The organism is Streptomyces fulvorobeus, assembly GCF_013167895.1.
Taxonomy (GTDB): Bacteria; Actinomycetota; Actinomycetes; order Streptomycetales; family Streptomycetaceae; genus Streptomyces; species Streptomyces fulvorobeus.
Genome location: NZ_BLWC01000001.1, coordinates 637,677 through 659,166 on the forward strand (window position 1 = coordinate 637,677; position 21,490 = coordinate 659,166).

General features: G+C 71.0%; 17 protein-coding genes, 4 pseudogenes and 1 riboswitch. Of the genes and pseudogenes, 11 read left to right on the forward strand and 10 right to left on the reverse strand.

Translation table 11 applies throughout. The annotated features are described in order from the left end of the window. Positions 1-91: 91 nt before the first annotated feature. The 8 genes from Sfulv_RS02720 to Sfulv_RS02755 all read left to right on the forward strand — a co-directional run bounded on the left by Sfulv_RS02720 (position 92) and on the right by Sfulv_RS02755 (position 11,422). Positions 92-1,117 carry a 6-phosphofructokinase gene (locus tag Sfulv_RS02720; protein WP_173310911.1) on the forward strand — a complete coding sequence of 342 codons (1,026 nt, stop codon included), beginning with the start codon at positions 92-94 and terminating at the stop codon, positions 1,115-1,117. Positions 1,118-1,228: 111 nt separating this feature from the next. Further along, a complete protein-coding gene (locus Sfulv_RS02725) occupies positions 1,229-2,179 on the forward strand; it encodes a cytochrome c oxidase assembly protein (protein WP_173310913.1) in 951 nt (316 codons plus the stop codon). A gap of 66 nt (positions 2,180-2,245) precedes the next feature. Next, positions 2,246-2,404, forward strand: coding sequence for a hypothetical protein (locus tag Sfulv_RS02730; protein WP_173310915.1), 159 nt, complete (start codon positions 2,246-2,248; stop codon positions 2,402-2,404). A 437-nt stretch (positions 2,405-2,841) separates the two neighbouring features. Then, positions 2,842-4,365, forward strand: a complete 1,524-nt coding sequence (locus Sfulv_RS02735) for an endo-1,4-beta-xylanase (RefSeq protein WP_246352993.1) — start codon at positions 2,842-2,844, stop codon at positions 4,363-4,365. Positions 4,366-4,471: 106 nt separating this feature from the next. Beyond that, positions 4,472-7,219, forward strand: coding sequence for a glycoside hydrolase family 48 protein (locus Sfulv_RS02740; protein ID WP_173317542.1), 2,748 nt, complete (start codon positions 4,472-4,474; stop codon positions 7,217-7,219). 84 nt (positions 7,220-7,303) lie between these two features. Continuing rightward, positions 7,304-9,424 (forward strand): glycoside hydrolase family 6 protein, encoded by a 2,121-nt coding sequence (locus Sfulv_RS02745; RefSeq protein ID WP_173310917.1) that lies wholly within the window; start codon positions 7,304-7,306, stop codon positions 9,422-9,424. Between the two features lie 130 nt (positions 9,425-9,554). Next, positions 9,555-10,265, forward strand: coding sequence for a lysophospholipid acyltransferase family protein (locus Sfulv_RS02750; protein WP_173310919.1), 711 nt, complete (start codon positions 9,555-9,557; stop codon positions 10,263-10,265). 65 nt (positions 10,266-10,330) lie between these two features. After that, entirely contained in the window at positions 10,331-11,422 is a 1,092-nt protein-coding gene (locus Sfulv_RS02755) for an NAD-dependent epimerase/dehydratase family protein (RefSeq protein ID WP_173310921.1), read from the forward strand. Between the two features lie 4 nt (positions 11,423-11,426). Here Sfulv_RS02755 and Sfulv_RS02760 read toward each other — a convergent pair whose 3' ends face one another. From Sfulv_RS02760 to Sfulv_RS02795, 8 genes and pseudogenes are all read right to left on the reverse strand, one after another. Then, complete coding sequence (locus Sfulv_RS02760) at positions 11,427-13,004, reverse strand: alpha/beta hydrolase (protein ID WP_256668800.1); 1,578 nt, start codon at positions 13,002-13,004, stop codon at positions 11,427-11,429. A 146-nt stretch (positions 13,005-13,150) separates the two neighbouring features. Then, positions 13,151-13,932, reverse strand: a pseudogene (locus tag Sfulv_RS02765) (urease accessory protein UreD). Then, positions 13,929-14,606: an urease accessory protein UreG gene (gene ureG / locus Sfulv_RS02770; RefSeq protein WP_173310925.1), complete on the reverse strand. Its 678-nt coding sequence runs from the start codon at positions 14,604-14,606 to the stop codon at positions 13,929-13,931. Before ureG ends, Sfulv_RS02765 begins: the two are co-directional and overlap by 4 nt. A gap of 21 nt (positions 14,607-14,627) precedes the next feature. Beyond that, positions 14,628-15,289 (reverse strand): annotated as a pseudogene (locus Sfulv_RS02775) (urease accessory protein UreF). A gap of 31 nt (positions 15,290-15,320) precedes the next feature. Then, positions 15,321-17,041 (reverse strand): annotated as a pseudogene (locus tag Sfulv_RS02780) (urease subunit alpha). After that, on the reverse strand, positions 17,034-17,345 hold the full coding sequence (locus Sfulv_RS02785) for an urease subunit beta (protein ID WP_173310927.1): 312 nt from the start codon (positions 17,343-17,345) through the stop codon (positions 17,034-17,036). The pseudogene Sfulv_RS02780 and the gene Sfulv_RS02785 overlap by 8 nt, the downstream one beginning before the upstream one ends. 15 nt (positions 17,346-17,360) lie before the next feature. Further along, complete coding sequence (locus Sfulv_RS02790) at positions 17,361-17,663, reverse strand: urease subunit gamma (RefSeq protein ID WP_173310929.1); 303 nt, start codon at positions 17,661-17,663, stop codon at positions 17,361-17,363. 474 nt (positions 17,664-18,137) lie between these two features. Then, entirely contained in the window at positions 18,138-18,425 is a 288-nt protein-coding gene (locus tag Sfulv_RS02795) for a type II toxin-antitoxin system Phd/YefM family antitoxin (protein ID WP_173310931.1), read from the reverse strand. A 56-nt stretch (positions 18,426-18,481) separates the two neighbouring features. Here Sfulv_RS02795 and Sfulv_RS02800 point away from each other — a divergent pair, with 56 nt between their 5' ends. The 3 genes from Sfulv_RS02800 to Sfulv_RS02810 all read left to right on the forward strand — a co-directional run bounded on the left by Sfulv_RS02800 (position 18,482) and on the right by Sfulv_RS02810 (position 20,465). After that, positions 18,482-19,117: an ATP-dependent Clp protease proteolytic subunit gene (locus Sfulv_RS02800; protein ID WP_173310933.1), complete on the forward strand. Its 636-nt coding sequence runs from the start codon at positions 18,482-18,484 to the stop codon at positions 19,115-19,117. Positions 19,118-19,124: 7 nt separating this feature from the next. Then, positions 19,125-19,445: a hypothetical protein gene (locus tag Sfulv_RS02805; protein ID WP_173310935.1), complete on the forward strand. Its 321-nt coding sequence runs from the start codon at positions 19,125-19,127 to the stop codon at positions 19,443-19,445. A gap of 363 nt (positions 19,446-19,808) precedes the next feature. Then, a riboswitch (cyclic di-AMP (ydaO/yuaA leader) is annotated at positions 19,809-19,991 on the forward strand. A 3-nt stretch (positions 19,992-19,994) separates the two neighbouring features. Beyond that, positions 19,995-20,465, forward strand: coding sequence for a C40 family peptidase (locus tag Sfulv_RS02810; protein WP_173310937.1), 471 nt, complete (start codon positions 19,995-19,997; stop codon positions 20,463-20,465). Positions 20,466-20,514: 49 nt separating this feature from the next. Here Sfulv_RS02810 and Sfulv_RS30075 read toward each other — a convergent pair. Both Sfulv_RS30075 and Sfulv_RS02815 read right to left on the reverse strand, forming a co-directional pair. Then, positions 20,515-20,864: pseudogene (locus Sfulv_RS30075) on the reverse strand (LysE family translocator); the annotation flags it as partial. A 136-nt stretch (positions 20,865-21,000) separates the two neighbouring features. Then, the gene (locus tag Sfulv_RS02815; protein WP_173310939.1) at positions 21,001-21,432 is read right to left on the reverse strand and encodes an ATP-binding protein; all 432 of its coding nucleotides are present in this window, start codon (positions 21,430-21,432) and stop codon (positions 21,001-21,003) included. Positions 21,433-21,490: the final 58 nt, after the last annotated feature.

Below are 21,490 nucleotides of genomic sequence, written 5' to 3' on the forward strand. Positions count from 1 at the left end.
GTCCCGCCACCCCGCGCCGGTAGGGTGGCGGGGATCAAACCGGACGACGTGGTCCGGTCGTCGGCCCCACGTTGCAAAGGTTCCCCGGGCAATGCGAATTGGTGTGCTCACCTCCGGCGGCGACTGCCCCGGCCTCAACGCCGTCATCCGTTCCGTCGTGCACCGCGCCGTGGCGGACCGCGGCGACGAGGTCATCGGCTTCCACGACGGCTGGAGGGGCCTGCTGGAGTGCGACTACCGCAAGCTCGACCTCGACGCGGTCGGCGGCATCCTGGCCCGCGGCGGCACCATACTCGGCTCGTCCCGGGTCCAGCCGGCCCATCTGCGTGACGGTGTGGAGCGGGCCAGGGGCCATGTCTCCGACCTCGGCCTCGACGCCATCATCCCGATCGGCGGCGAGGGCACCCTGAAGGCGGCCAACCTGCTCTCCGAGGCGGGCCTGCCGATCGTCGGGGTGCCGAAGACCATCGACAACGACATCGCCTCGACCGACGTGACCTTCGGTTTCGACACCGCCGTAGGGGTCGCGACCGACGCCCTGGACCGGCTCAAGACCACCGCCGAGTCGCACCAGCGGGTACTGATCGTCGAGGTCATGGGCCGGCACACCGGCTGGATCGCCTTGCACTCGGGCATGGCCGCCGGCGCGCACGCCATCGTCGTCCCGGAGCGCCCCTTCGACATCGACGAGCTCACCGCGCTCGTCGGGCAGCGCTTCTCGGCGGGCAAGAAGTTCGCGATCGTCGTGGTCGCCGAGGGTGCGAAGCCGCGGGCGGGCTCCATGGAGTTCGCCCAGGGCACCAGGGACGTCTACGGCCACGAGCGGTTCACCGGAGTGGCCACGCAGCTCTCCATCGAGCTGGAGCACCGGCTCGGCAAGGAGGCCCGCCCGGTGATTCTCGGCCACGTGCAGCGCGGAGGCACCCCGACCGCGTACGACCGGGTCCTCGCCACCCGCTTCGGCTGGCACGCGGTGGAGGCGGCGCACCGCGGCGAGTTCGGCATGATGACGGCGCTGCACGGTACGGACATCAGGATGGTGCCGCTGGCGGCGGCCGTGGAGACCCTGAAGACGGTCCCGGCCGAGCGCTACGCCGAGGCGGAGTGCGTGCTCTGACCCGTACGGGCTTCCCGGACCGCCCCCGGCCGCAACCGCGGCCGGGGGCGGTTCTACTCTGGACCCGGACAAGCGGCACGAATCGGGGATGCCCCCGGCGGGAGTGAACAGATGGAGCACAGCGGGCACGGCATGAACATGGATCTGCCGCCGTTCACGCTGGGGCGTGGGCTGGCGTTCTCCGCGGACCCGTTCTTCCTGGTCGGCTGCGTGCTGGCCCTCGCGCTGTACGGGTACGCCGTACTGCGGCTGCGCAGGCGCGGGGACGGCTGGCCGGTCAACCGGACCGTCTTCTTCGTGATCGGTGTGCTGTCCATCGCGCTCGTGATGTGCACCGGGCTCAACGACTACGGCATGGTCATGTTCAGCGTGCACATGGTGCAGCACATGGTGATCAGCATGGTGTCGCCGATCCTGCTGCTGCTCGGCGCCCCGGTGACCCTGATGCTGCGGGCGCTGCCGGTCGCCGGGCGGGACCGGACCGGGCCCCGCGAAGTGCTGCTGATGCTGCTGCACAGCCGGTACATGAGGATCGTCACGCACCCGGTGTTCACGATCCCGCTCTTCATCGCCAGCCTGTACGCGCTCTATTTCACGCCACTCTTCGACTTCCTCATGGGTTCCAAGCCCGGCCACCTCGCGATGATGCTGCACTTCCTCACCGTGGGTCTGGTGTTCTTCTGGCCGATCATGGGAATCGACCCGGGACCGCACCGGCCGGGCTACGTGATGCGGATGATGGAGCTCTTCGCGGGCATGCCGTTCCACGCGTTCTTCGGGATCGCCCTGATGATGGCGAGCCAGCCGATGGTGGAGACCTACAGCGATCCGCCGGCCTCGCTGGGCATCGACGCGCTGAGTGACCAGAACTGGGCGGGTGGTATCGCCTGGGCGTTCAGCGAGATCCCCTCGGTCCTGGTGCTGATCGCGCTGGTCTTCCAGTGGTACCGCTCCGACCAGCGGGCCGCCAAGCGTTCGGACCGGGCGGCCGACCGGGACGGCGACAAGGAGCTGGCGGCCTACAACGCCTATCTCGCCTCTTTGCAGGCGCGCGGGCGGTAGCGCGGAGCCTCTCCACGGGGCGACCATGGGCACAACGGCCGCGCGGCCGGTGAGGAGCGTGCGCGCATGTCCGGTTCCGTGAAGACCATGGGAGTGCTCACCGTCGGAACGCTGGTCACCGTGACGGCGTACACCGTGGCGCTGGGGAGCAACGGCTGGCTCTGGTTCGGCTGGGTCGTCATCGGCCTGGCGACGCTCGGAATGGCCGCCACGCAGGGGGACTGAGCCTGGCGGCCGGGCGACGGCCGGCCGCCAGGGCGACGCGACGGTAGACGCCACCCGCCCCCGCTACGGACCGGGGCGGCCAGGGGTGGTGACGGCTGTCCCGCCCGGGCCTCGGCCCCGAGGCCCGGGCGGCGACTGCCCCGGTGCGGCAGCGACGGCATCCCACGGAGCGAGGGGATCATACGATCCGGCACACCCCCGCGGGAGTCTCCCACCGGGTGCACCGGGCTGACCTGGGGCGACCCGGCGGGGTGCGGTCACCCCTTGAGGCAGTTGCGTTTCAACTCTTGACAGGTGCGTAACACCACGCCACTTTGGGAGCGCTCCCACAACCAAGAGTTGCACTTCCCTCTTTCCCCCCACGGCGAGTCGCGAGCTGGGCCACGGGCCGCATGCAGCGTGCCCCCGGCCCTCACTCAGCGAGGAAGGCGAATGTCATGCACTTGGTAAAGCGCTCCACCCGCACCCCGGGTGGCCTTGCGGCACTGATGCTCGTCGCCGTGGCCGTCGCCGCCACCTCGGCCGCCGGGCCCGCCGTCGCGGCCCAGCAGAGCACGTTGCACGAACTCGCTTCCGCCCAGGGCAGGTTCTTCGGCTCGGCCACCGACAACTCCGAGTTACCCGATGCCGCCTACGCCGCCTTACTGGGCACCGAGTTCGGTCAGATCACCCCGGCCAACTCCATGAAGTGGGACGCGACCGAGCCCCAGCAGGGTGTGTTCACCTTCGGCCAGGGCGATGCGATCACCGACTTCGCCCAGGCACACGGCCAGAGCGTGCGCGGCCACACGCTCGTCTGGCACAGCCAGCTGCCCGGCTGGGTGGCCGCCCTGCCGCCGGCCCAGGTGGAGGCCGCCATGAAGAACCACATCACCGAGGTGGCCGGCCACTACCGGGGCACGGTCGATGCCTGGGACGTGGTGAACGAGCCGTTCAACGAGGACGGAACGTTCCGTACGAGCCCGTTCCACACCGCCACGGGCAGCGACTACATCGCCACCGCGCTGCGCGCCGCCCACGCCGCGGACCCGGACGCCGAGCTCTATCTCAACGACTACAACATCGACGGGCTCGGGGCGAAGAGCGATGCCATGTACCGCCTCGCGAGCGAGCTGATCGCCGACGGCGTGCCGCTCGACGGGATAGGGATACAGGGCCATCTGGCCGTCCAGTACGGCTTCCCGGGCGGGATGCAGCAGAACCTCCAGCGCTTCGCCGATCTCGGCCTGGACGTCGCCTTCACCGAACTCGACGTACGCATACCCCTGCCGGCCGATGCCGCCGAACTCGCCACGCAGACCTCCTACTACCAGCGCGTGGTGGAAGCCTGCCTGGCGGTCGAACGGTGCGTCGGGATCACGGTGTGGGACTACACGGACAAGTACTCCTGGGTCCCGGCCGCCTTCCCGGGCCAGGGCGCGGCCACCCTCTACGACGAGAACCTCCGGCCGAAGCCCGTGTACGACGCCGTGCGCGAGGCGCTGGGCCATGACGGCGGGGGCGGGGACCCGGGGTCCGTCGTGGCGCAGTACAGGAGCAACGACCGGAGCGCGGGTGACAACCAGATCAAGCCGGGACTGAGGCTGGTCAACACCGGGAGCACGCCCGTGAGCCTGTCGGACGTGACGGTGCGCTACTGGTTCAGCGGAGAGGCCGGAGCGAAGTCGTACCACACCTGGTGCGACTGGTCCCCCCTCGGCTGCGGCACCATCACTCACCGGGTCACCGGCGCGAGTGCACCGAAGGCCGGCGCCGACCAGGTCCTCGAGGCCGGGTTCAGGAGCGGCACGCTCGCCCCCGGAGCCTCGACCGGCGAGATCCAGCTGCGGCTGAACAAGACCGACTGGTCGAACTTCGACGAGACCGACGACTACAGCCGCACACTCAACACCTCCTACACCGACGCCCCGAAGATCGCCGTGTACATCGGCGGCCGTCTCGCCTGGGGCATCGAACCCTGATCGTCGCCGTACCCCCGCTCCACCCGTCCCTGCTCCGACCACACCCCGCACCGGAGGATTTGTGTCGATATCACGTAGGATATTCACCCAGGCCGTGGGCGGCAGCATGATCGCCCTGGGCCTGAGCCAAGCCACCGCGGGCGCCGCCGAGACCGGCACCGCGACGACGGGCGGCGCCCGGACCGCCGCTGCCGACGACCCGTACACCCAGGCGTTCCTCACTCAGTACGGCAAGATCAAGGCAGCGGCCAACGGGTACTTCAGCCCCGACGGTCTCCCGTACCACTCGGTCGAGACCCTGCTCGTCGAAGCACCGGACCACGGCCACGAGACCACGTCGGAATCGGTCAGCTTCTGGATGTGGCTGGAGGCGGCGTACGGGCGGGTGACGGGTGACTGGGCCCCCTTCAACGCGGCCTGGGCCGTGGCCGAGCGCACGATCATCCCGCCGCACGCCGATCAGTCCACCAGCGGCTCGTACAACCCCGGCGCCCCGGCGACCTACGCGCCGGAGCATCCGCTGCCCGGCGACTACCCCTCCGCCCTGGACCCCTCGGTACCGGTCGGCAGGGATCCGCTCGCCACGGAACTGGCCGCCTCCTACGGCACGATGGACGTCTACGGGATGCACTGGCTGATGGACCTCGACAACACCTACGGCTTCGGCAACAAGCCGGGCACAGGCGGCGAGTCGGGACCCGGCCCCGGGCCCTCGTTCCTCAACACCTACCAGCGCGGATCGCAGGAGTCGGTGTGGGAGACGATCCCGCAGCCCACGACCGACCTCTTCAACTACGGCGGTCCCAACGGCTATCTGGACCTGTTCGTCGACGACGCCAGCTATGCCAAGCAGTGGAAGTACACCAACGCCCCCGACGCCGACGCCCGGGCGGTTCAGGCCGCCTACTGGGCCCACCGCTGGGCGCGGGCCCAGGGCAAGGAGAGCCAGGTCGCGGCGTCGGTGGCGAAGGCCGCCAAGATGGGCGACTACCTCCGCTACGCCCTGTTCGACAAGTACTTCAAGCGGATCGGCAACTGCACCGACCCCAAGTCCTGTCCGGCGGCGTCCGGCCGTGACGCGGAGCACTACCTGCTGTCCTGGTACTACGCCTGGGGCGGCGCGGCCGCGGGCAGCGGCGGCGGCTGGGCCTGGCGCATCGGCGACGGCGCCTCCCACCAGGGCTACCAGAACCCGCTCGCCGCCTGGGCCCTGTCCAACGTCCCGGTGCTGACCCCCAAGTCGGCCACGGCCAGAAGCGACTGGTCCAAGAGCCTGACCCGCCAGCTGGAGTTCCTGACCTGGCTGCAGTCCGCCGAAGGCGCCTTCGCCGGAGGCTGCACCAACAGCTGGGAAGGGCGCTACGGTACGCCGCCGGCCGGCACTCCCACCTTCTACGGCATGGCCTACGACGCCCAGCCCGTCTACCACGACCCGCCGAGCAACAACTGGTTCGGCTTCCAGGTGTGGGGCATGGAGCGCCTCGCGGCGTACTACTACGTCACCGGCAACGCCTCCGCCGAGGCCGTACTGGGCAAGTGGGTCGCGTGGGCCGCCAGCAAGACCACGGTGGGCGCGGACGGCAGTTACCGCTTCCCCTCCACGCTCAACTGGACGGGCAAGCCGGACACCTGGAATCCGGCGTCCCCCGGCAGCAACGCCGGGCTGCACGTCTCCGTCGTCGACTACGCCAACGACGTGGGTGTCGGCGCCGCCTACGTCAAGACGCTCACGTACTACGCCGCCAAGTCGGGTGACGCGGCGGCCGGGGCGCTGGCCAAGGCCCTGCTGGACGCGATGGCGCTGAACGCCACCGACAAGGGCATCGCGGTGCCCGAGACCAGGAACGACTACGGCCGGTTCGACGACGAGGTGCCGGTGCCCGACGGCTGGTCCGGCGAGATGCCGAACGGCGACGTCATCGAGCCGGGGGTCAGCTTCATCGACATCCGGTCCTGGTACCGGGACGACCCGGACTGGCCGAAGGTCCAGGCCCACCTGGACGGCGGCCCGGCACCCACCTTCACCTACCACCGCTTCTGGGCCCAGGCCGCGCTCGCCCTGGCGTTCGCGATCTACGCCGAGCTGCTGGTGGAAGGCGGCGGCGGTGGGGACACCGAGGCACCGACCGCGCCCACCGGGCTCACGGTGACGGCCACGACGAACGACAGCGTCTCCCTGACGTGGGCGGCGGCCACCGACAACGTGGCGGTGACGGGTTACGACGTCTACCGCAACGGGGTGCTGGCGGGCAGCCCGACGACGAGGACCTTCACCGACGGAGGTCTCGCGGCCGCCACCCAGTACAGCTACACGGTGGCGGCGCGGGACGCGGCGGGCAACACCTCCGCCCTGTCCGCGGCGGTGCCCGCCACCACCAAGACGGGTGGCGGCGGCAGCGGCGCGGTGAAGGTGCAGTACAAGAACAACGACTCCTCGGCCGGCGACAGCCAGATCCGGATGGCCCTTCGGCTCCAGAACGCGGGCAGCGGCCCGGTGGACCTGTCGACGGTGACGCTGCGCTACTGGTTCTCCGCCGAGGCGGGCGCGAGCACCTTCAACACCTGGTGCGACTACGCCGCGCTCGGCTCCTCCAACGTCAGGCACAAGGTGGTGACCGCGAGCAGCCCCAAGCCGGGGGCCGACCGGTATCTGGAGGTCTCCTTCACGGGCGGCGCGGGCAGTCTGGCCGCCGGCGCGACGACCGGGGAGATCCAGCTGCGCCTCAACAAGAGCGACTGGTCGAACTTCAACGAGGCCGACGACTACAGCCGCTCCACCACGACCGCCTTCGCCGACGCGCCGAGGATCGGCGCGTACATCGCAGGAAACCTCGCCTGGGGCACCGCACCCTGACCACCGCCCCGAGCGCAGCGCACCCCCACGAACTCCGCCGGGACACCCCGGCGGGCGTATGAGAAGAGGAGCACGGAGCCGCACATGAAGAGACTAGGCATCACCCAGCAAGGGATACGCAGCAAGGTCGCCGCACTCGGCGCCTTCGCGATCGCCGCGACACTCGCGGTGGCGGTACCCACCCCGGCCGCCGCGGCCGCCCGCGTCGACAATCCCTACGTAGGCGCCACCCCCTATGTGAACATGCAGTGGTCCGCCAAGGCCGCGGCCGAGCCGGGCGGCAGTGCCATCGCCGACGAGCCGTCCTTCGTCTGGATGGACCGGATCGCCGCCATCGAGGGCGTGGGCGAGGCGCTGAGCCTGCGCGAACACCTCGACGAGGCTCTCGACCAGGGTGCGAACCTCTTCCAAGTGGTCATCTACGACCTCCCTGGACGTGACTGCGCCGCGCTGGCCTCCAACGGCGAGCTCGGCCCCACGGAGCTCGGCCGCTACAAGACCGAGTACATCGACCCCATCGCCGACGTGCTCGACGACCCCGCCTACGCGAACCTGCGGATCGTCACCATCATCGAACCCGACTCGCTGCCCAACATCGTCACCAACGCCAGCGGCGAAGCCGGTTCGACCCCGCAGTGCGCGGTGATGAAGGCGAACGGGAACTACGAGAAGGGCATCGGTTACGCCCTGAACACGCTGGGGAACATCCCCAACGTCTACAACTACATCGACGCGGCGCACCACGGGTGGCTCGGCTGGGACACCAACATGGCGCCGGCGGTGGACCAGTTCAAGAAGGCCGCCACCAGTGAGGGCGCGACCGTCGCCGACGTCCACGGCTTCATCGTGAACACGGCCAACTACTCCGCGCTCAGGGAGCCGCACTTCAAGGTCACCGACTCGGTGAACGGGACGACGGTGCGCCAGTCGAAGTGGCTCGACTGGAACTTCTACGCGGACGAGCTGTCCTTCGCCCAGGGGCTGCGCTCGCTGCTCATCAGCCGCGGCGGCTTCGAGCCCGGCCTCGGCATGCTCATCGACACCGCCCGCAACGGGTGGGGCGGCCCTGACCGGCCCGCGGGCCCCGGTCCGCTCACCACGGTGGACGCCTATGTCAACGGCAGCCGGATCGACCGCCGTATCCACGCGGGCAACTGGTGCAACCAGAAGGGCGCCGGAGTGGGCGAGCGGCCCACCACCGCGCCTCAGCCCGGCATCGACGCGTACGTCTGGGCCAAGCCCCCGGGCGAGTCGGACGGTAACAGCCAGCCCATCGAGAACGACGAGGGCAAGGGCTTCGACCGGATGTGCGACCCGACGTACACGGGTAACGGACGCAACGGCAACAGCATGACCGGCGCCCTGCCGAACTCGCCGCTCGCCGGCCACTGGTTCTCCGCCCAGTTCCGGGAGCTGCTCGCCAACGCCTACCCGCCCCTGGACGGCGGCGGCGGCCCCGGTGACGGCGACACGCAGGCGCCCACCGCCCCCACGGGTCTGCTGGTGACGGGGAAGTCGAGCAGCAGCGTCTCCCTGTCGTGGACTGCCTCGACCGACAACAAGGCCGTCACCGCGTACGACGTGTACCGCGGCACGACGCGGGTCGGCTCCCCGGTCACGACGTCCTTCTCGGACACGGGTCTCACCGCGTCGACCGCGTACAGCTACACGGTGCGGGCCCGCGACGCGGCCGGCAACACCTCGGCGGCCTCCGCGGCGGTCACCGCGACCACCGAAGCGGGTGGCGGGACCGGGACCGGAGCCCTCAAGGTCCGGTACAGGAACACCGACGCCTCGGCCGGTGACAACCAGATCCGGATGGCCGTGCAGGTGGTCAACACCGGTAGTACGGCAGTGAGCCTGTCCACCGTGAAGCTGCGGTACTGGTTCACCCCGGAGGCGGGCTCCAGCACCTTCGGCGCCCACTGCGACTACGCCGTCCTCGGCTGCGGCAGCGTCACGAGCAGCGTGAAGACCGGCGTCTCCACCACTGGAGCCAGCCACTACCTGGAGGTCGGCTTCGGCAGCGGCACCCTCGCCGCCGGCGGCTCGACCGGCGAGATCCAGCTGCGCCTCAACAAGAGCGACTGGTCGAACTTCAACGAGGCCGACGACTACAGCCGCTCCACCACGACCGCCTTCGCCGACGCGCCGAAGATCGGCGCGTACGTCGCGGGCACCCTCGCCTGGGGCACCGCACCCTGACACCTCCCCTCGCGTGCGTCCGCCCCCCGCCGTACCCACGGCGGGGGGCGGACGCATATCTGTCGCCTGGTCAGGAGCGCCTACACTTGCCGACACCCGTGGCCGACCCGCGAAGTGAGGAGCGCCCTGCGTGTTCTACTACCTGCTCAAGTACGTCATCCTCGGGCCCCTCCTCCGGCTGTCCTTCCGGCCCCGGATCGAAGGACTCGAACACATCCCCGCCGAGGGTGCCGCCATCGTCGCCGGTAATCACCTGTCGTTCTCCGACCACTTCCTGATGCCCGCGATCATCAAGCGCCGCATCACCTTCCTCGCGAAGGCGGAGTACTTCACGGGCCCCGGCCTCAAGGGCAAGCTCACCGCCGCCTTCTTCCACAGCGCGGGCCAGATCCCGGTGGACCGCTCAGGCAAGGACGCGGGCCAGGCCGCGATCCGCGAAGGGCTCGGTGTACTGGCCAAGGGCGAGCTGCTGGGGATCTACCCGGAGGGCACCCGCTCGCACGACGGCCGGCTCTACAAGGGCAAGGTCGGGGTCGCGGTCATGGCGATCAGGGCGGGTGTGCCGGTGGTGCCGTGCGCGATGGTCGGCACCTTCGAGATCCAGCCGCCCGGCAAGGTGGTCCCGCGGATCAAGCGGGTCTCGATCCGTTTCGGTGAGCCGCTCGACTTCTCCCGGTACGCCGGGCTGGAGGACCAGAAAGCGGCGATCCGGGCCGTCACGGACGAGATCATGTACGCGATCCTCGGCCTGTCCGGTCAGGAGTACGTCGACGAGTACGCGGCCAAGGTGAAGGCCGCGGGCCCGGACCAGCCCAAGAAGTTCCCGAGACGGCGGGGCTGAGCTCTCGATCTGCGGTCAGCGAAGTTGCGTGGTCCGGCGGCGCCCGGCCCTCTAGCGTCTCCCTCATGAGCAAAGGAAACGCATACGTGCTCGGCGCGACGGGCCAGATCGGGCGGGTGGCCGTCACGGCGCTCGTCGGGGACGGCTGGGAGGCGACGGCGCTCTCGCACGGCGGCGGCCGGGACGTCAGCTGGCCCGAAGGTGTGCGCGCCGCCCGCCTCGACCGGGACGAGGACGGGGCACTCGCGGCCGCGCTGGGCGAGGGCTGTGACGTCCTGGTGGACATGGTGGCGTACGACGGCGCGCACGCCGGGCAGCTGACCGCTCTGGCGGGCCGGATCGGCTCGGCGGTGGTGATCTCCAGCGGCGCGGTGTACGAGGACGGGCGGGGCCGCAGCTTCGACACCCAGGACCGTCCCCGGGGGAGCCCGCACTACCCGGTGCCGATCCCGGAGTCCCTCGCCACCGTGGCGCCGGGTGACGGGACGTACGCGACGCGGAAGGTCCGCCTGGAGCGGGAGCTGCTGGCCGCCGGGGAGGTCCTGCCGGTGACGCTGCTGCGGGCGGGGGCCGTGCACGGGCCGTACTGCCGCACCCCGCGCGAGCTGTACTTCGTCAAGCGCGCCGTCGACGGCAGGGCGCGTCGGGTGCTGGCCTACGGGGGCGGCAGCCGCTTCCATCCGGCCCACGTTTCCAATGTCGCGGAGCTGATACGGCTCGCCGCACGGCGGCCGGGCAGCCGGGTGCTGAACGCGGCGGACCCCGGGGCTCCCACGGTCGCCGAGATCGGCGCGGCCGTCGACGAGGTGCTCGGCAGGAGGACGGAGACCGTGCTGCTGGCGGGGGCGCCGGCCCCGGGCAGGGTCGGGGAGACCCCGTGGAGTGCTCCGCACGACATCGTGTACGACATGGCGGCGGCGGAACGGGAGCTCGGATACCGGCCGGTGACCGGTTACGCGGAGTCCCTGCCCGGGACGGTGGCCTGGCTCGTCGGGCGGCTGGAGGGCCGGGACTGGCGGGACGCCTTCCCGAAGATGGCGCGGAACTACGGCGACATCTTCGACTACGCGGCGGAGGACGCCTGGCTGGCGGAGCACGACCGGGGCCGCACAGCCGAAGGGGCGGCCGGTGCCTACGGCCGCCCCCGACTGCCTTAGGCGACTACGGCTTCGGGGTGGCGTGCGGGGCGCACGTCACGTCGGACCGGTCGGTCCTGCCGGTGAGCAGGTAGGTGTCCACCCGTTCGTTGACGCAAGGGTTGAGCAGGCCCGTGACGCCGTGCGAGCCGGCGTCCCTCTCGGTGATGAGACGCGAGCCCTTGAAGCGCTTGTGCAGCTCGACGGCGCCCGCGTACGGGGTGGCGGCGTCGCGCGCGGCCTGAACGATCAGCACGGCCGGCAGCCCCTTGCCCGTCCTGACCTCCAGCGGCGTCCGCTGCTCGGCCGACCAGGTCGAACAGGGCAGGTTCATCCAGGCGTTGGCCCACGTCATGAACGGGTAGTCCCTGTGCAGCCGGGTGTTGTCCCGGTCCCACCGCTGCCAGTTCGTGGGCCACTTGGCGTCCGCGCACTCGACTGCCGTGTACACGGCGTTGCCGTTCTCCGCGGAGGCGTTGCCCGCGAGGTCCGACATGTCAGGGCCCGCGGCGTCGACCAGTGCCTGGGTGTCACCGCTCCGGTAGGCGCTCCAGATCCGGGCGACGGGCGCCCAGCTGGAGTCGTAGTACGGGGCGCTCTGGAAGAAGCCGATGAGTTCGGCGGGGCCGACGACCCCGCCGATCGGGTTCCTCTTGGCGGTGGCGCGCAGGTCCAGCCACGCCTGCTCGACCTTCTCCGGCGTGTCACCGATGCGGAAGGCAGCGTCGTTCTCGGCGACCCACGCCTTCCAGTCGTTCCAGCGCGTCTGGAAGGCGATGTCCTGGTTGAGGTTGGCCTCGTACCAGATGCTGTCCTTCGACGGGTCGACCACGCTGTCGACGACCATGCGGCGCACATGGGAGGGGAAGAGCGTGCCGTAGACGGCGCCCAGGTAGGTGCCGTAGGAGACGCCCAGGAAGTTGAGCTGCCGCTCGCCGAGCGCGGCGCGGATGACGTCGAGGTCGCGTGCGGTGTCGGGCGTGGTCATGTGGGGCAGCATGTCGCCGCTGCGCTCGGCGCAGCCGTCCGCGTACTCGGCGGCGACCTTGCGCTGGGCGCGCTTGTCGGCCTCGCTGTCCGGGACCGGGTCGGCCTTGGGGGCCTTGACGAACTCCTGCGGGTCGACGCAGGAGATCGGCGCCGAGTGCCCGACTCCGCGCGGGTCGAATCCGACGAAGTCGTACGCCTTGGACGCGTTGACCCAGAGCGGGTTCTTGGTGACGACCCGGTTCGGGAACCTGAGCCCCGAACCGCCGGGGCCGCCCGGGTTGTAGACGAGAGCGCCCTGGCGCTCCGCCGCGGTGCCGGTGCTGACGGCCCGGTCCACGGCCAGCTTGATCTTCTTTCCGTTCGGCTCGGCGTAGTCGAGCGGGACGGTCACCCAGCCGCACTGGATGGGCTTGGAGAGCGCCCAGTCCGCGGGGCAGTCCTGCCAGTCGATACCGGCCCGCGCCGCGCGGGCGGCGGCGATCTTGACTCCGTACGCCTCGGAGCCGCTGTGGTGGCGCCCGTCGGCGCTTGCCGCCGGTGCGGCTATCGCGCCCGCTATGAGCGTGCCCGCGATCAGAGTGCCGGCCGAACCGAGCACAGCTGTGCGTCTCACTGGAACCTCCCCCATATCCGATGCGCCGCGAGGTGGCGGCGCTGTTCATCGGGACTTCCGGCGAATCCTTTCGCCTGGGGGGCTCCTGACAACAGGGCGTACACGTGTTTCTTTACCGAACCAATAACCGGTGAGCGCGGTACCGCTCAGCGAACTCCCGCTTCTTCCGGCGCTTCCAGCTCTTCCAGGGCCTCGTCCAGCACCGCGCGCAGCAGCCGCGCGTCGGCGGCCACGGCGGTCACCAGCACGGCGGGCCCGGCGAGGCGGGTGAGTGCGGCGGTCGGCGACAGCATCCGGGACCGCGGGCACGTCTCCTCGAAGCCCGGATCCACGACGAGGAGCTGCCCGACCGCCCGGTGCCCGCCGAGCACGGCCGCGCCGTCCCAGCCGCCGGGTGCACCCGGCCCGTAGGTGAGCTGCTGGTCCAGCAGCGGGCGGCCTGCCCTGCGCACGGTGAGCCGGGTGGTGAGGGTGCCCGTCGTCTCGCCGTGCCTGCCGAGGATCTGCTCCTCACGCAGCACCAGGCGGGCGGAGGGCGCGAGTTCGACCCGGGTGCTCATACGCAGCTCGCTGCCGTACGCGGAGACGAGCTGCTCCGGGAGCCAGCGGAGCTCCGCGCCCTCCCCCACGGTCAGCCGCACGTCGTAGGTCGCGGGCCCGGCGTGCGGCCCCGCTCCGGGGAGGGCGACGGTGGCGGCAGCCGAGTCGACGGTCAGCCGCGCGCCGTCCGCGATGTCCGCCTCGACGGCGAGCCGGTCGCCGCCGAGCGGCGCGGTCATCGCGCCGACGACGGTGACGCGGGCGTGTCCGGCGAGGATGGACCGGGTGCGGCGCAGGGCGAGGGGCCCGCCGCTCTCCAGCACGGGCAGCGCGGTGGCGCCCCCTCGCCGGGGACCGCGCTGATACGGGCCGTGGCCTGGACGCTCATGCGGTCCAGGCTGCGAGCTGTGCGCGCACCCAGTCGGCGACGGGCCCGACGCCGTCGGCGGACTTCAACGAGGTCAGGACGACGGGCAGTTCGCCGCGCTGCTCGGCGGCGTCCCGGGCCATCCTGCCGAGGTCGGAGCCCACGTAGGGGGCCAGGTCGGTCTTGTTGATGACGAGGAGGTCGGCGGTGGTGACGCCGGGGCCGCCCTTGCGGGGGATGTCGTCGCCTCCCGCGACGTCGATGACGAAGACCTGCGCGTCCACCAGCCCCTTGGAGAAGGTGGCGGTGAGGTTGTCGCCGCCGGACTCGACCAGGATGAGATCGAGGGGACCGACCGCCTCCTCCAGGTCCTCGACGGCTTCGAGGTTGGCGGAGATGTCGTCGCGGATCGCGGTGTGCGGGCAGGCTCCGGTCTCGACGGCCTGGATGCGCTCGGGCGGCAGGACCGCGTTGCGCAGCAGGAACTCCGCGTCCTCGCGGGTGTAGATGTCGTTGGTGACGACGGCGATGGACAGCTGGTCGCGCAGGGTGCGGCAGAGGGCGGCGACGGTGGCGGTCTTGCCGGAGCCGACCGGACCGCCGAGCCCGATGCGCAGGGCACGCCGGGTGCCGTCGGGTCGTGCGGCGTCGGCGCTCACGGCGGCCGGTCCTTCGTGGCTGTGGTCGAGGTGCATGGGGCGGCTCCTGGTGGGTGGTTACGAGGCGAAGAGGCGGACCGGCCAGGCGGCGTGCGCTTCGGCGGAGATGTCGAGCAGCGGCGCCGAAGCTGCGGGCAGCGCGTCGAGGCCGAGGCGGGCGGCGGTGGTGGCCTGCTCGGCGACCCGGTCGAGCTCGGGGCGAGACGGGCGAGGACGGCGGTGGCCTCGAAGGGGTCGAGGGAGAGCAGCCGGACGACCGCGGTGGCGGGTCCGCTGACCGTCTCGTAGACGACGCAGTGCGCCGCGTCCTCGGGCCCCAGCCCCGCGGACCGGGCGGTGAGGCCGAGGACGACGGGCTGGTGGGCGCCGCGCGGCCGGGCCGCGGCGAGCGCGGCCAGTTCCGCGCTGGGCCAGGTGGCGCGCGCGGCCCGCATCAGCTGGCGGCCGAGCTTGCGTGCGACGGCCCGCAGGGCGGGCGAGGGCGTGCGGGCGTCGGCGGCCTCGTCGAGCGCCAGCGGGTCGAGGCCGTGGGCCGCCGCCGCGGCGAGTGCGGCGGAGGTGAGCCCGGTGGTGTGGAGCCGGCCCCGGCAGAAGGCGGCGAGGTCGTCGGCGTTACGGATGCGTCCTGCCTTGACGGCCGGTTCGGCGCCACCGGAGTGGGCGTGGCCACCGGCGGGGAACCGGCCGTCGGTGAGGACGAGCAGCGCTGCGCGCGTCATGGGTGACTTCCGATCAGGGCAGCCGTCGGCATCAGAACAGGAAGTAGCGCTGTGCCATGGGCAGTTCGGCTGCCGGTGCGGGGACGACCAGCTCTCCGTCGATGGTGACGGCGAAGCTGTCGGGGTCGACCTGGACCCGGGGCAGCGCGTCGTTCTCCCGCATGTCCGCCTTGGTGAGGTGCCGGGTGCTGGTGATCGGCACGAACCGTTTGCCGAGGCCGAGACGTTCCGGAAGCCCGTCCTGGATGGCGGTGTCCGTGACGAAGTTGAACGAGTTGGCGGCGGGCGCCCGGCCGTGGGCACCGAACATCGGCCGCGGCATGACCGGTTGCGGAGTGGGAATGGAGGCGTTGGCGTCGCCCATCTGCGCGTAGGCGATCTGGCCTCCCTTGATGACCGTCTGCGGCTTGACCCCGAAGAACGCCGGGTCCCACAGGACGAGGTCGGCGAGTTTGCCGGTCTCCACGGAACCGATCTCCCGGTCCAGGCCCTGGGCCACCGCGGGGTTGATGGTGTATTTGGCGACATAGCGACGGATGCGGCGGTTGTCGGCCCGCCCGTCACCCGGCAGGGCACCTCGCCGCCTCTTCATCACGTGGGCGGTCTGCCACGTACGCATGGTCACCTCACCGACGCGGCCCATCGCCTGAGCGTCGGAGGAGATGATCGAGATCGCGCCGAGGTCGTGGAGGATGTCCTCGGCGGCGATGGTCGAGGGCCTGATCCGCGACTCGGCGAAGGCCAGGTCCTCCGGCACGGCCGGGTTGAGGTGGTGGCAGACCATCAGCATGTCGAGGTGTTCCTCGATGGTGTTGACGGTGTGCGGCCGGGTCGGGTTGGTGGAACTCGGCAGGACGTACGGTTCCGATACCACCGTGATGATGTCGGGAGCGTGCCCTCCGCCTGCGCCTTCGGTGTGGTACGCGTGGATCGTGCGGCCGGCGATGGCGGCGAGGGTGTCGCCGACGAAGCCGGCCTCGTTGAGGGTGTCCGTGTGGATGGCGAGCTGGGCGCCGCTCTCCTCGCACACCTTCAGACAGGCGTCGATGACCGCGGGTGTGGCACCCCAGTCCTCGTGGATCTTGAATCCGAGTGCCCCGCCGCGGAGTTGGGCCCACATCGCATCGCCGGACATCGTGTTGCCCTTGCCGAGCAGCCCGATGTTGACCGGGTGGCCCTCCAGCGCCTCGAACATCCGGGCGAGGTGCCAGGAGCCGGGGGTGACCGTGGTCGCCTTGGTGCCCTCGGCCGGGCCGGTGCCGCCGCCCACGAGGGTGGTGACACCGGTGGCGAGCGCCTGGTCGACGATGGTCGGCGAGATGAAGTGGACGTGCGCGTCGACGGCTCCGGCGGTGAGCATCTTGCCGTTGCCCGCGATGATCTCGGTTTCGGGGCCGATGACCAGGTCGGGGTGTACGCCGTCCATCGTGTCGGGGTTGCCGGCCTTGCCGATCCCGGTGATCCGGCCGTCCCTGATACCGATGTCCGCCTTGACGATGCCCCAGTGGTCGATGACCACTGCGCCGGTGATCACGGTGTCGGGGCTCCCTCGGCGCGGGTGGTGCGCGCCTGCCCCATCGACTCGCGGATGACCTTGCCGCCGCCGAAGACCGCTTCGTCACCGGCGAGTCCGGGGCCGCCCGAGCGGTCCTCCTCGATCTCGGCGAACAGATCGGTGTCGGCGAGCCGGATGCGGTCGCCCGTGGTGGGGCCGAACAGGTCGGCGTAGACCGCGCGGTCGAGCTCAGGCATCGAGGGCACCTCCGGTTTCGCCGCGCAGGCCGGGGACGACGCGCAGACCTGCGAGCGGGACGAGTTCGACGTCGACGGGAATGCCGGGCTCGAAGCGGACGGCGGTTCCGGCGGCGATGTGGAGCCGCCGGCCGCGCGCGGCGGCGCGGTCGAAGGCCAGGCCGGGGTTGGCCTCGGCGAAGTGGTAGTGCGAACCGACCTGGACGGGCCGGTCGGCGGCGTTGAGGACGGTGAGGCGGGTGACGGCACGGCCCTCGTTGAGCGGCACGGGCTCGTCCGCGTACAGGATCTCTCCGGGAATCATCGCTGGGCTCCCCCGTCAGACGATCGGGTCGTGGACGGTGACGAGCTTGGTGCCGTCGGGGAAGGTGGCCTCCACCTGGACGTCGTGGATCATCTCGGGGATGCCCTCCATGACGTCGTCGCGGGTGAGCAGCCTCCTTCCGGACGCCATCAGTTCGGAGACCGTACGGCCGTCGCGCGCGCCCTCCAGCAGATGGGCGGTGATCAGGGCGACGGCCTCCGGGTGATTGAGCCGCAGCCCGCGCGCCCGCCGCTTCTCCGCCACATCGGCCGCCACATGGATGAGCAGGCGCTCCTGCTCGTGCGGGGTGAGTTGCACGCTTCCACCTCTTCGTCTTCCGCCCAGTACCTGCCCTGGACGCAGCGGGACCCTATCCGCCTCCAACGATCCGTTGATCTTGAACCGGGGTCCTGCGGCGAGGTATTGCACGTTAGGGCGGAAGTTTTTCCGGCGCGTTAACTGGCCCTTTGCATTTCCATGGACACCAGGCCCCGCAGACCGTCCTCCCAAGCCTCTGGCCGTCCAGGTGCCTTGGGGATACACGGGCCATGGCCCGACGTAGAACGAACGATCCTTCTCTTCGAACTCCGAGCGGAGGTTCCTCATGCCCCCGCACGCACCCTCGGCCCCACCGCCGCGGCGTGCCGGTGCGCCCGCTCGTCCCCAGGGTGGTGTGTGGGCCTTCGCCTGGCCTGCCGCCCGGACCGCCTCGCGCGACCTTCCCTTCGGCGTGGCCAAAACCGCCCCGGCCGCAGTACCCGCGCGCGGCTAGTCGGTTCCTCGCGAAGGGGTTCAGTCACCCGGACCGTCGTGACGGCGGTGCTCGGCGGCGATGCCGAAGCTGCGGCGTTCGCCCGGAGCGGACGGTGCCGAGTGGATCGATGACACCGAGCGGATCACCTGCTCCTCCGCGTCGGCCGCCTCACCCTCCTCAAGCCTCCGCAGGTCAGCGGCGGACACCAGGGCGATGAGGGGCTTTCCGTGCCGTGTCACGACCACGCGTTCGCCGCCGTATACGACGCGGTTGATCAGTTCGGCGAGCTCCGCCCGGGCTTGCGTCACCGGAATCTCGTAGGCCATAGTCCCCATCATAACCTTGTGTACATCCTGTACATTTTTTACAAGGAGGACGTGCCATGCTCCGCCCCGCCGCCCGTTATGTACTGCCGGAGTTCACCGAGCGCACCGCAACCGGAAGCCGGACCCTCGACCCGTACTCGAAGCTGCTGTCCGAGCGGATCGTCTTCCTGGGCACCCCCGTGGACGACGTCGCGACGACTGACCTCATCGCCCAGTTCATGTACCTCGAGCACGCCGATCCCGACCGGCCGATCTCGCTGTACATCAACTCCCCCGGCGGCTCGTTCACCGCCATGGCCGCGATCTACGACACCATGCAGTTCCTCACCTGCGAGGTGGAGACCTTCTGCCTCGGCCAGGCCGGCTCCTCCGCCGCCGTACTGCTCGCCGCAGGCGCGCCGGGCCGGCGACATGCCCTGCCCGGCGCACGGGTAGTCATCCAGCAGCCCTCCCTGCCCGAGGCCGTGCGGGGCCAGCCCTCCGATCTGGAGATCGAGGCCCAGGAGTTGACGCGGGTGCACGAGATGCTCACGGGAATGCTGGTGCGGCACACCGGCCGGACCACGGAGCAGGTCGCCGCCGACCTCGACCGGGACACCATCCTGGACGCCGCGGCCGCGAAGGCGTACGGGGTGGTGGACCACGTCGTGGAGAGCCGCGCCCCGTCCCAGCCGCCGCACACCGCGAGGTGATCCGCCGATGCCGCCACCGGAGTTCCCGCCGCTCCCCGCACTGACCCGTGCCGAGGCGGAGTTCATCGACCGCTATCTGGAAGTGCTCGACCAACTGGGCCGGATCAACCCGGCCCGTGGCAGCGACACCTACAGTGCGCTCCGGGCGGCGCAGGCTCTCGCCTCCCGGGCGGGAGCGCTCCGGGACGCCCTCGCCTCCATGCACGAGCGGGGGGAGGCGCACATCCATGCGCACATCCATGCGCGCACCCTGGCGCGGGCTCTCCGGGTGCTCGACGGGGAGCGGCGGGCGGGGCGGCTCGCCGTACCTCCCGCCGACACGGACTGACCGGCCGCTCCGTCGACTCCGCCCCGGATGCCCTTACCGGCCCGCGCCTCGGCCGGTTCACCCGACACGCCCGGAGCCGAACCGAATTTCCTCGCTCGTTCGGCGCAACCCGTCCCCCTCACGAGGGACAGCTCGACTTGCGCAAAGCGAGGGGACTGTGAGCGGAAACCGGCGCTCCGCCGCTGGTACGGGGCGGGGTGGGAAGGACGGCTCCGTGCCCAAATCCCGCCTGTCCACCCGAATGGATCAGTCGTGATGAGCCTCACATAACACCGTTTCAGCTCGGAAAACAGGCACCGAGTGAGTCAAGATCCCTGGGACGACAAGCCCCCGCCACCGCGGCGGGGCGGTCCGGGCGGACGCCGAATCCTGCCGCTGTCCGGATGACTGGTCGACAGAGTGGATCGGCAGGAGTGGAGGACCCGAGCACAACGGGCCGACCGGGAGACCGGCCGACCCTCGGGGTGAAGCCGCCGTAGGCGGCCGGGCAACTTCGCCAGCCCGAACCCGACAGGTCATCCTTCACAGGCGGCTGACGAAGGGTTGCGCATGTCTGCGCAGGTTCATGTCCCGTCACTCCTCGCCCGGGCCGGTACGGCCTCGGTGCTCACTCTCGCTATCGGCACCACCATGCTGGCCCCGGGTGTCGTGAACGACGCCGAGGCCGCCACCCATTCGACGAAGGCGCTCAGTATCGCCGCCTCGAAGAAGGGTTCCCCCTACAAGTACGGCGCCGCGGGCCCCCGCCGGTTCGACTGCTCGGGGCTGACGCTCTACGCGTTCAAGAGAGTGGGCAAGAAGCTCCCTCGCACGGCCCAGCAGCAGTACAACAGGACACGCCACATCTCCTCGTCGCAGCGCCGGCGCGGTGATCTGGTCTTCTTCCACTCCGGCCGCAGCGTCTACCACGTGGGCATCTACGCGGGCCGCGGCCGGATGTGGCACTCCCCGAAGTCCGGGTCCGTCGTGCGTCTGGAGCGCATCTGGTCCAGGAGCGTCTGGTACGGGCGGGTGCGCTGATCCGCGCCCCCGCCGGCTCGGTGCGGGAGGGTACGCCCGCCGGCACCCGGCCGAGCGCCGTGAGCACCGCGCCGCCGCCCCCCTCGATCACCCGGGCGGTAGGCGGCCGGCACAGGCGCAGCCACCGGCCGAGCCGGTCCACCAGCGGGGCCGCGGCCGGAAGCGAGATGAGTGCCAGCAGGCTGGCGACGGCAGCCTGCCGAGGGAGAGGGCGGGTGCCTTCGCGGTGAGGGCGTCGGTCAGGAATCCCTGGCGCAGCGACCGCCCGAGCACTTCGGGCGGTCGCCCCTGCGCCGCGTCCCGGTCCGTCGCGGCCGTGGCCGGGCGCCGCCGTATCGCGCGCGGCGCGCTCGGACCGGGGTAGAGCACGTACGCGCCGCCGAGCAGCTGGACGGTGCGTGCCCGGGAATCGCCGCCGCCATGTCGTCGGCAGCGCGCGGTGACCGGGTGGCCCCGGTGGCCGCGAGCCTGACGGCCCTGCCGCGCGGTGAGTTCGGCCCGGCCGCCTCGCAGTGACGGACCGTTTCCTCCGAGGTCAGCTCGGCGCCGGAACGGTCCAGGGAAGCGCGATCGAGACCGTCTTGCCCCCGTCCGCCGTGGGGCTGACGCTCAGCCGCCCGCCGCACTCCTTGGCCAGGGAGCGGATGATGACCATGCCGCGCCCGTTGTCCTGCTGGACGGCCGCGGGCAACCGCCGGGGCCAGCGCGGATAGCTGTCCGTCACCCCCAGGTACAGCTCCTCGTCCCGGTCCAGCCGGAGGTCAACGGTGAAGGTGGGCGACTGGCCGAGGGTGTGCTGCACGGCGTTGGTGGCCAGCTCGGAAACGATCAGGCGGATGCTGTCGGCGAGGTCGGCGTCGTCAGGGAGGCCCCACTCGGTGAGTATGCGGGCCACGTATCCGCGCGCCGAGGAGACCGAGACCGGATCGCTCGGCAGAGTGACGGATGCTTCTTGCTGGTCTGCCATGGCGACGCCGTCCCTTCCCGGCCCGGCCGACACGGGATCGGCCGGGGTTGTGCTTCGC

What these genes read in the sequence shown, in the direction of transcription:
- Sfulv_RS02720 (WP_173310911.1), top strand. Translation starts at nt 92, where the DNA reads ATGCGAATTGGTGTGCTCACCTCCGGCGGCGACTGCCCCGGCCTCAAC.
- Sfulv_RS02725 (WP_173310913.1), top strand. Translation starts at nt 1,229, where the DNA reads ATGGAGCACAGCGGGCACGGCATGAACATGGATCTGCCGCCGTTCACG.
- Sfulv_RS02730 (WP_173310915.1), top strand. Translation starts at nt 2,246, where the DNA reads ATGTCCGGTTCCGTGAAGACCATGGGAGTGCTCACCGTCGGAACGCTG.
- Sfulv_RS02735 (WP_246352993.1), top strand. Translation starts at nt 2,842, where the DNA reads ATGCACTTGGTAAAGCGCTCCACCCGCACCCCGGGTGGCCTTGCGGCA.
- Sfulv_RS02740 (WP_173317542.1), top strand. Translation starts at nt 4,472, where the DNA reads ATGATCGCCCTGGGCCTGAGCCAAGCCACCGCGGGCGCCGCCGAGACC.
- Sfulv_RS02745 (WP_173310917.1), top strand. Translation starts at nt 7,304, where the DNA reads ATGAAGAGACTAGGCATCACCCAGCAAGGGATACGCAGCAAGGTCGCC.
- Sfulv_RS02755 (WP_173310921.1), top strand. Translation starts at nt 10,331, where the DNA reads ATGAGCAAAGGAAACGCATACGTGCTCGGCGCGACGGGCCAGATCGGG.
- ureG (WP_173310925.1), bottom strand. Translation starts at nt 14,606, where the DNA reads ATGCACCTCGACCACAGCCACGAAGGACCGGCCGCCGTGAGCGCCGAC.
- Sfulv_RS02785 (WP_173310927.1), bottom strand. Translation starts at nt 17,345, where the DNA reads ATGATTCCCGGAGAGATCCTGTACGCGGACGAGCCCGTGCCGCTCAAC.
- Sfulv_RS02795 (WP_173310931.1), bottom strand. Translation starts at nt 18,425, where the DNA reads ATGGCCTACGAGATTCCGGTGACGCAAGCCCGGGCGGAGCTCGCCGAA.
- Sfulv_RS02800 (WP_173310933.1), top strand. Translation starts at nt 18,482, where the DNA reads ATGCTCCGCCCCGCCGCCCGTTATGTACTGCCGGAGTTCACCGAGCGC.
- Sfulv_RS02805 (WP_173310935.1), top strand. Translation starts at nt 19,125, where the DNA reads ATGCCGCCACCGGAGTTCCCGCCGCTCCCCGCACTGACCCGTGCCGAG.
- Sfulv_RS02810 (WP_173310937.1), top strand. Translation starts at nt 19,995, where the DNA reads ATGTCTGCGCAGGTTCATGTCCCGTCACTCCTCGCCCGGGCCGGTACG.
- Sfulv_RS02815 (WP_173310939.1), bottom strand. Translation starts at nt 21,432, where the DNA reads ATGGCAGACCAGCAAGAAGCATCCGTCACTCTGCCGAGCGATCCGGTC.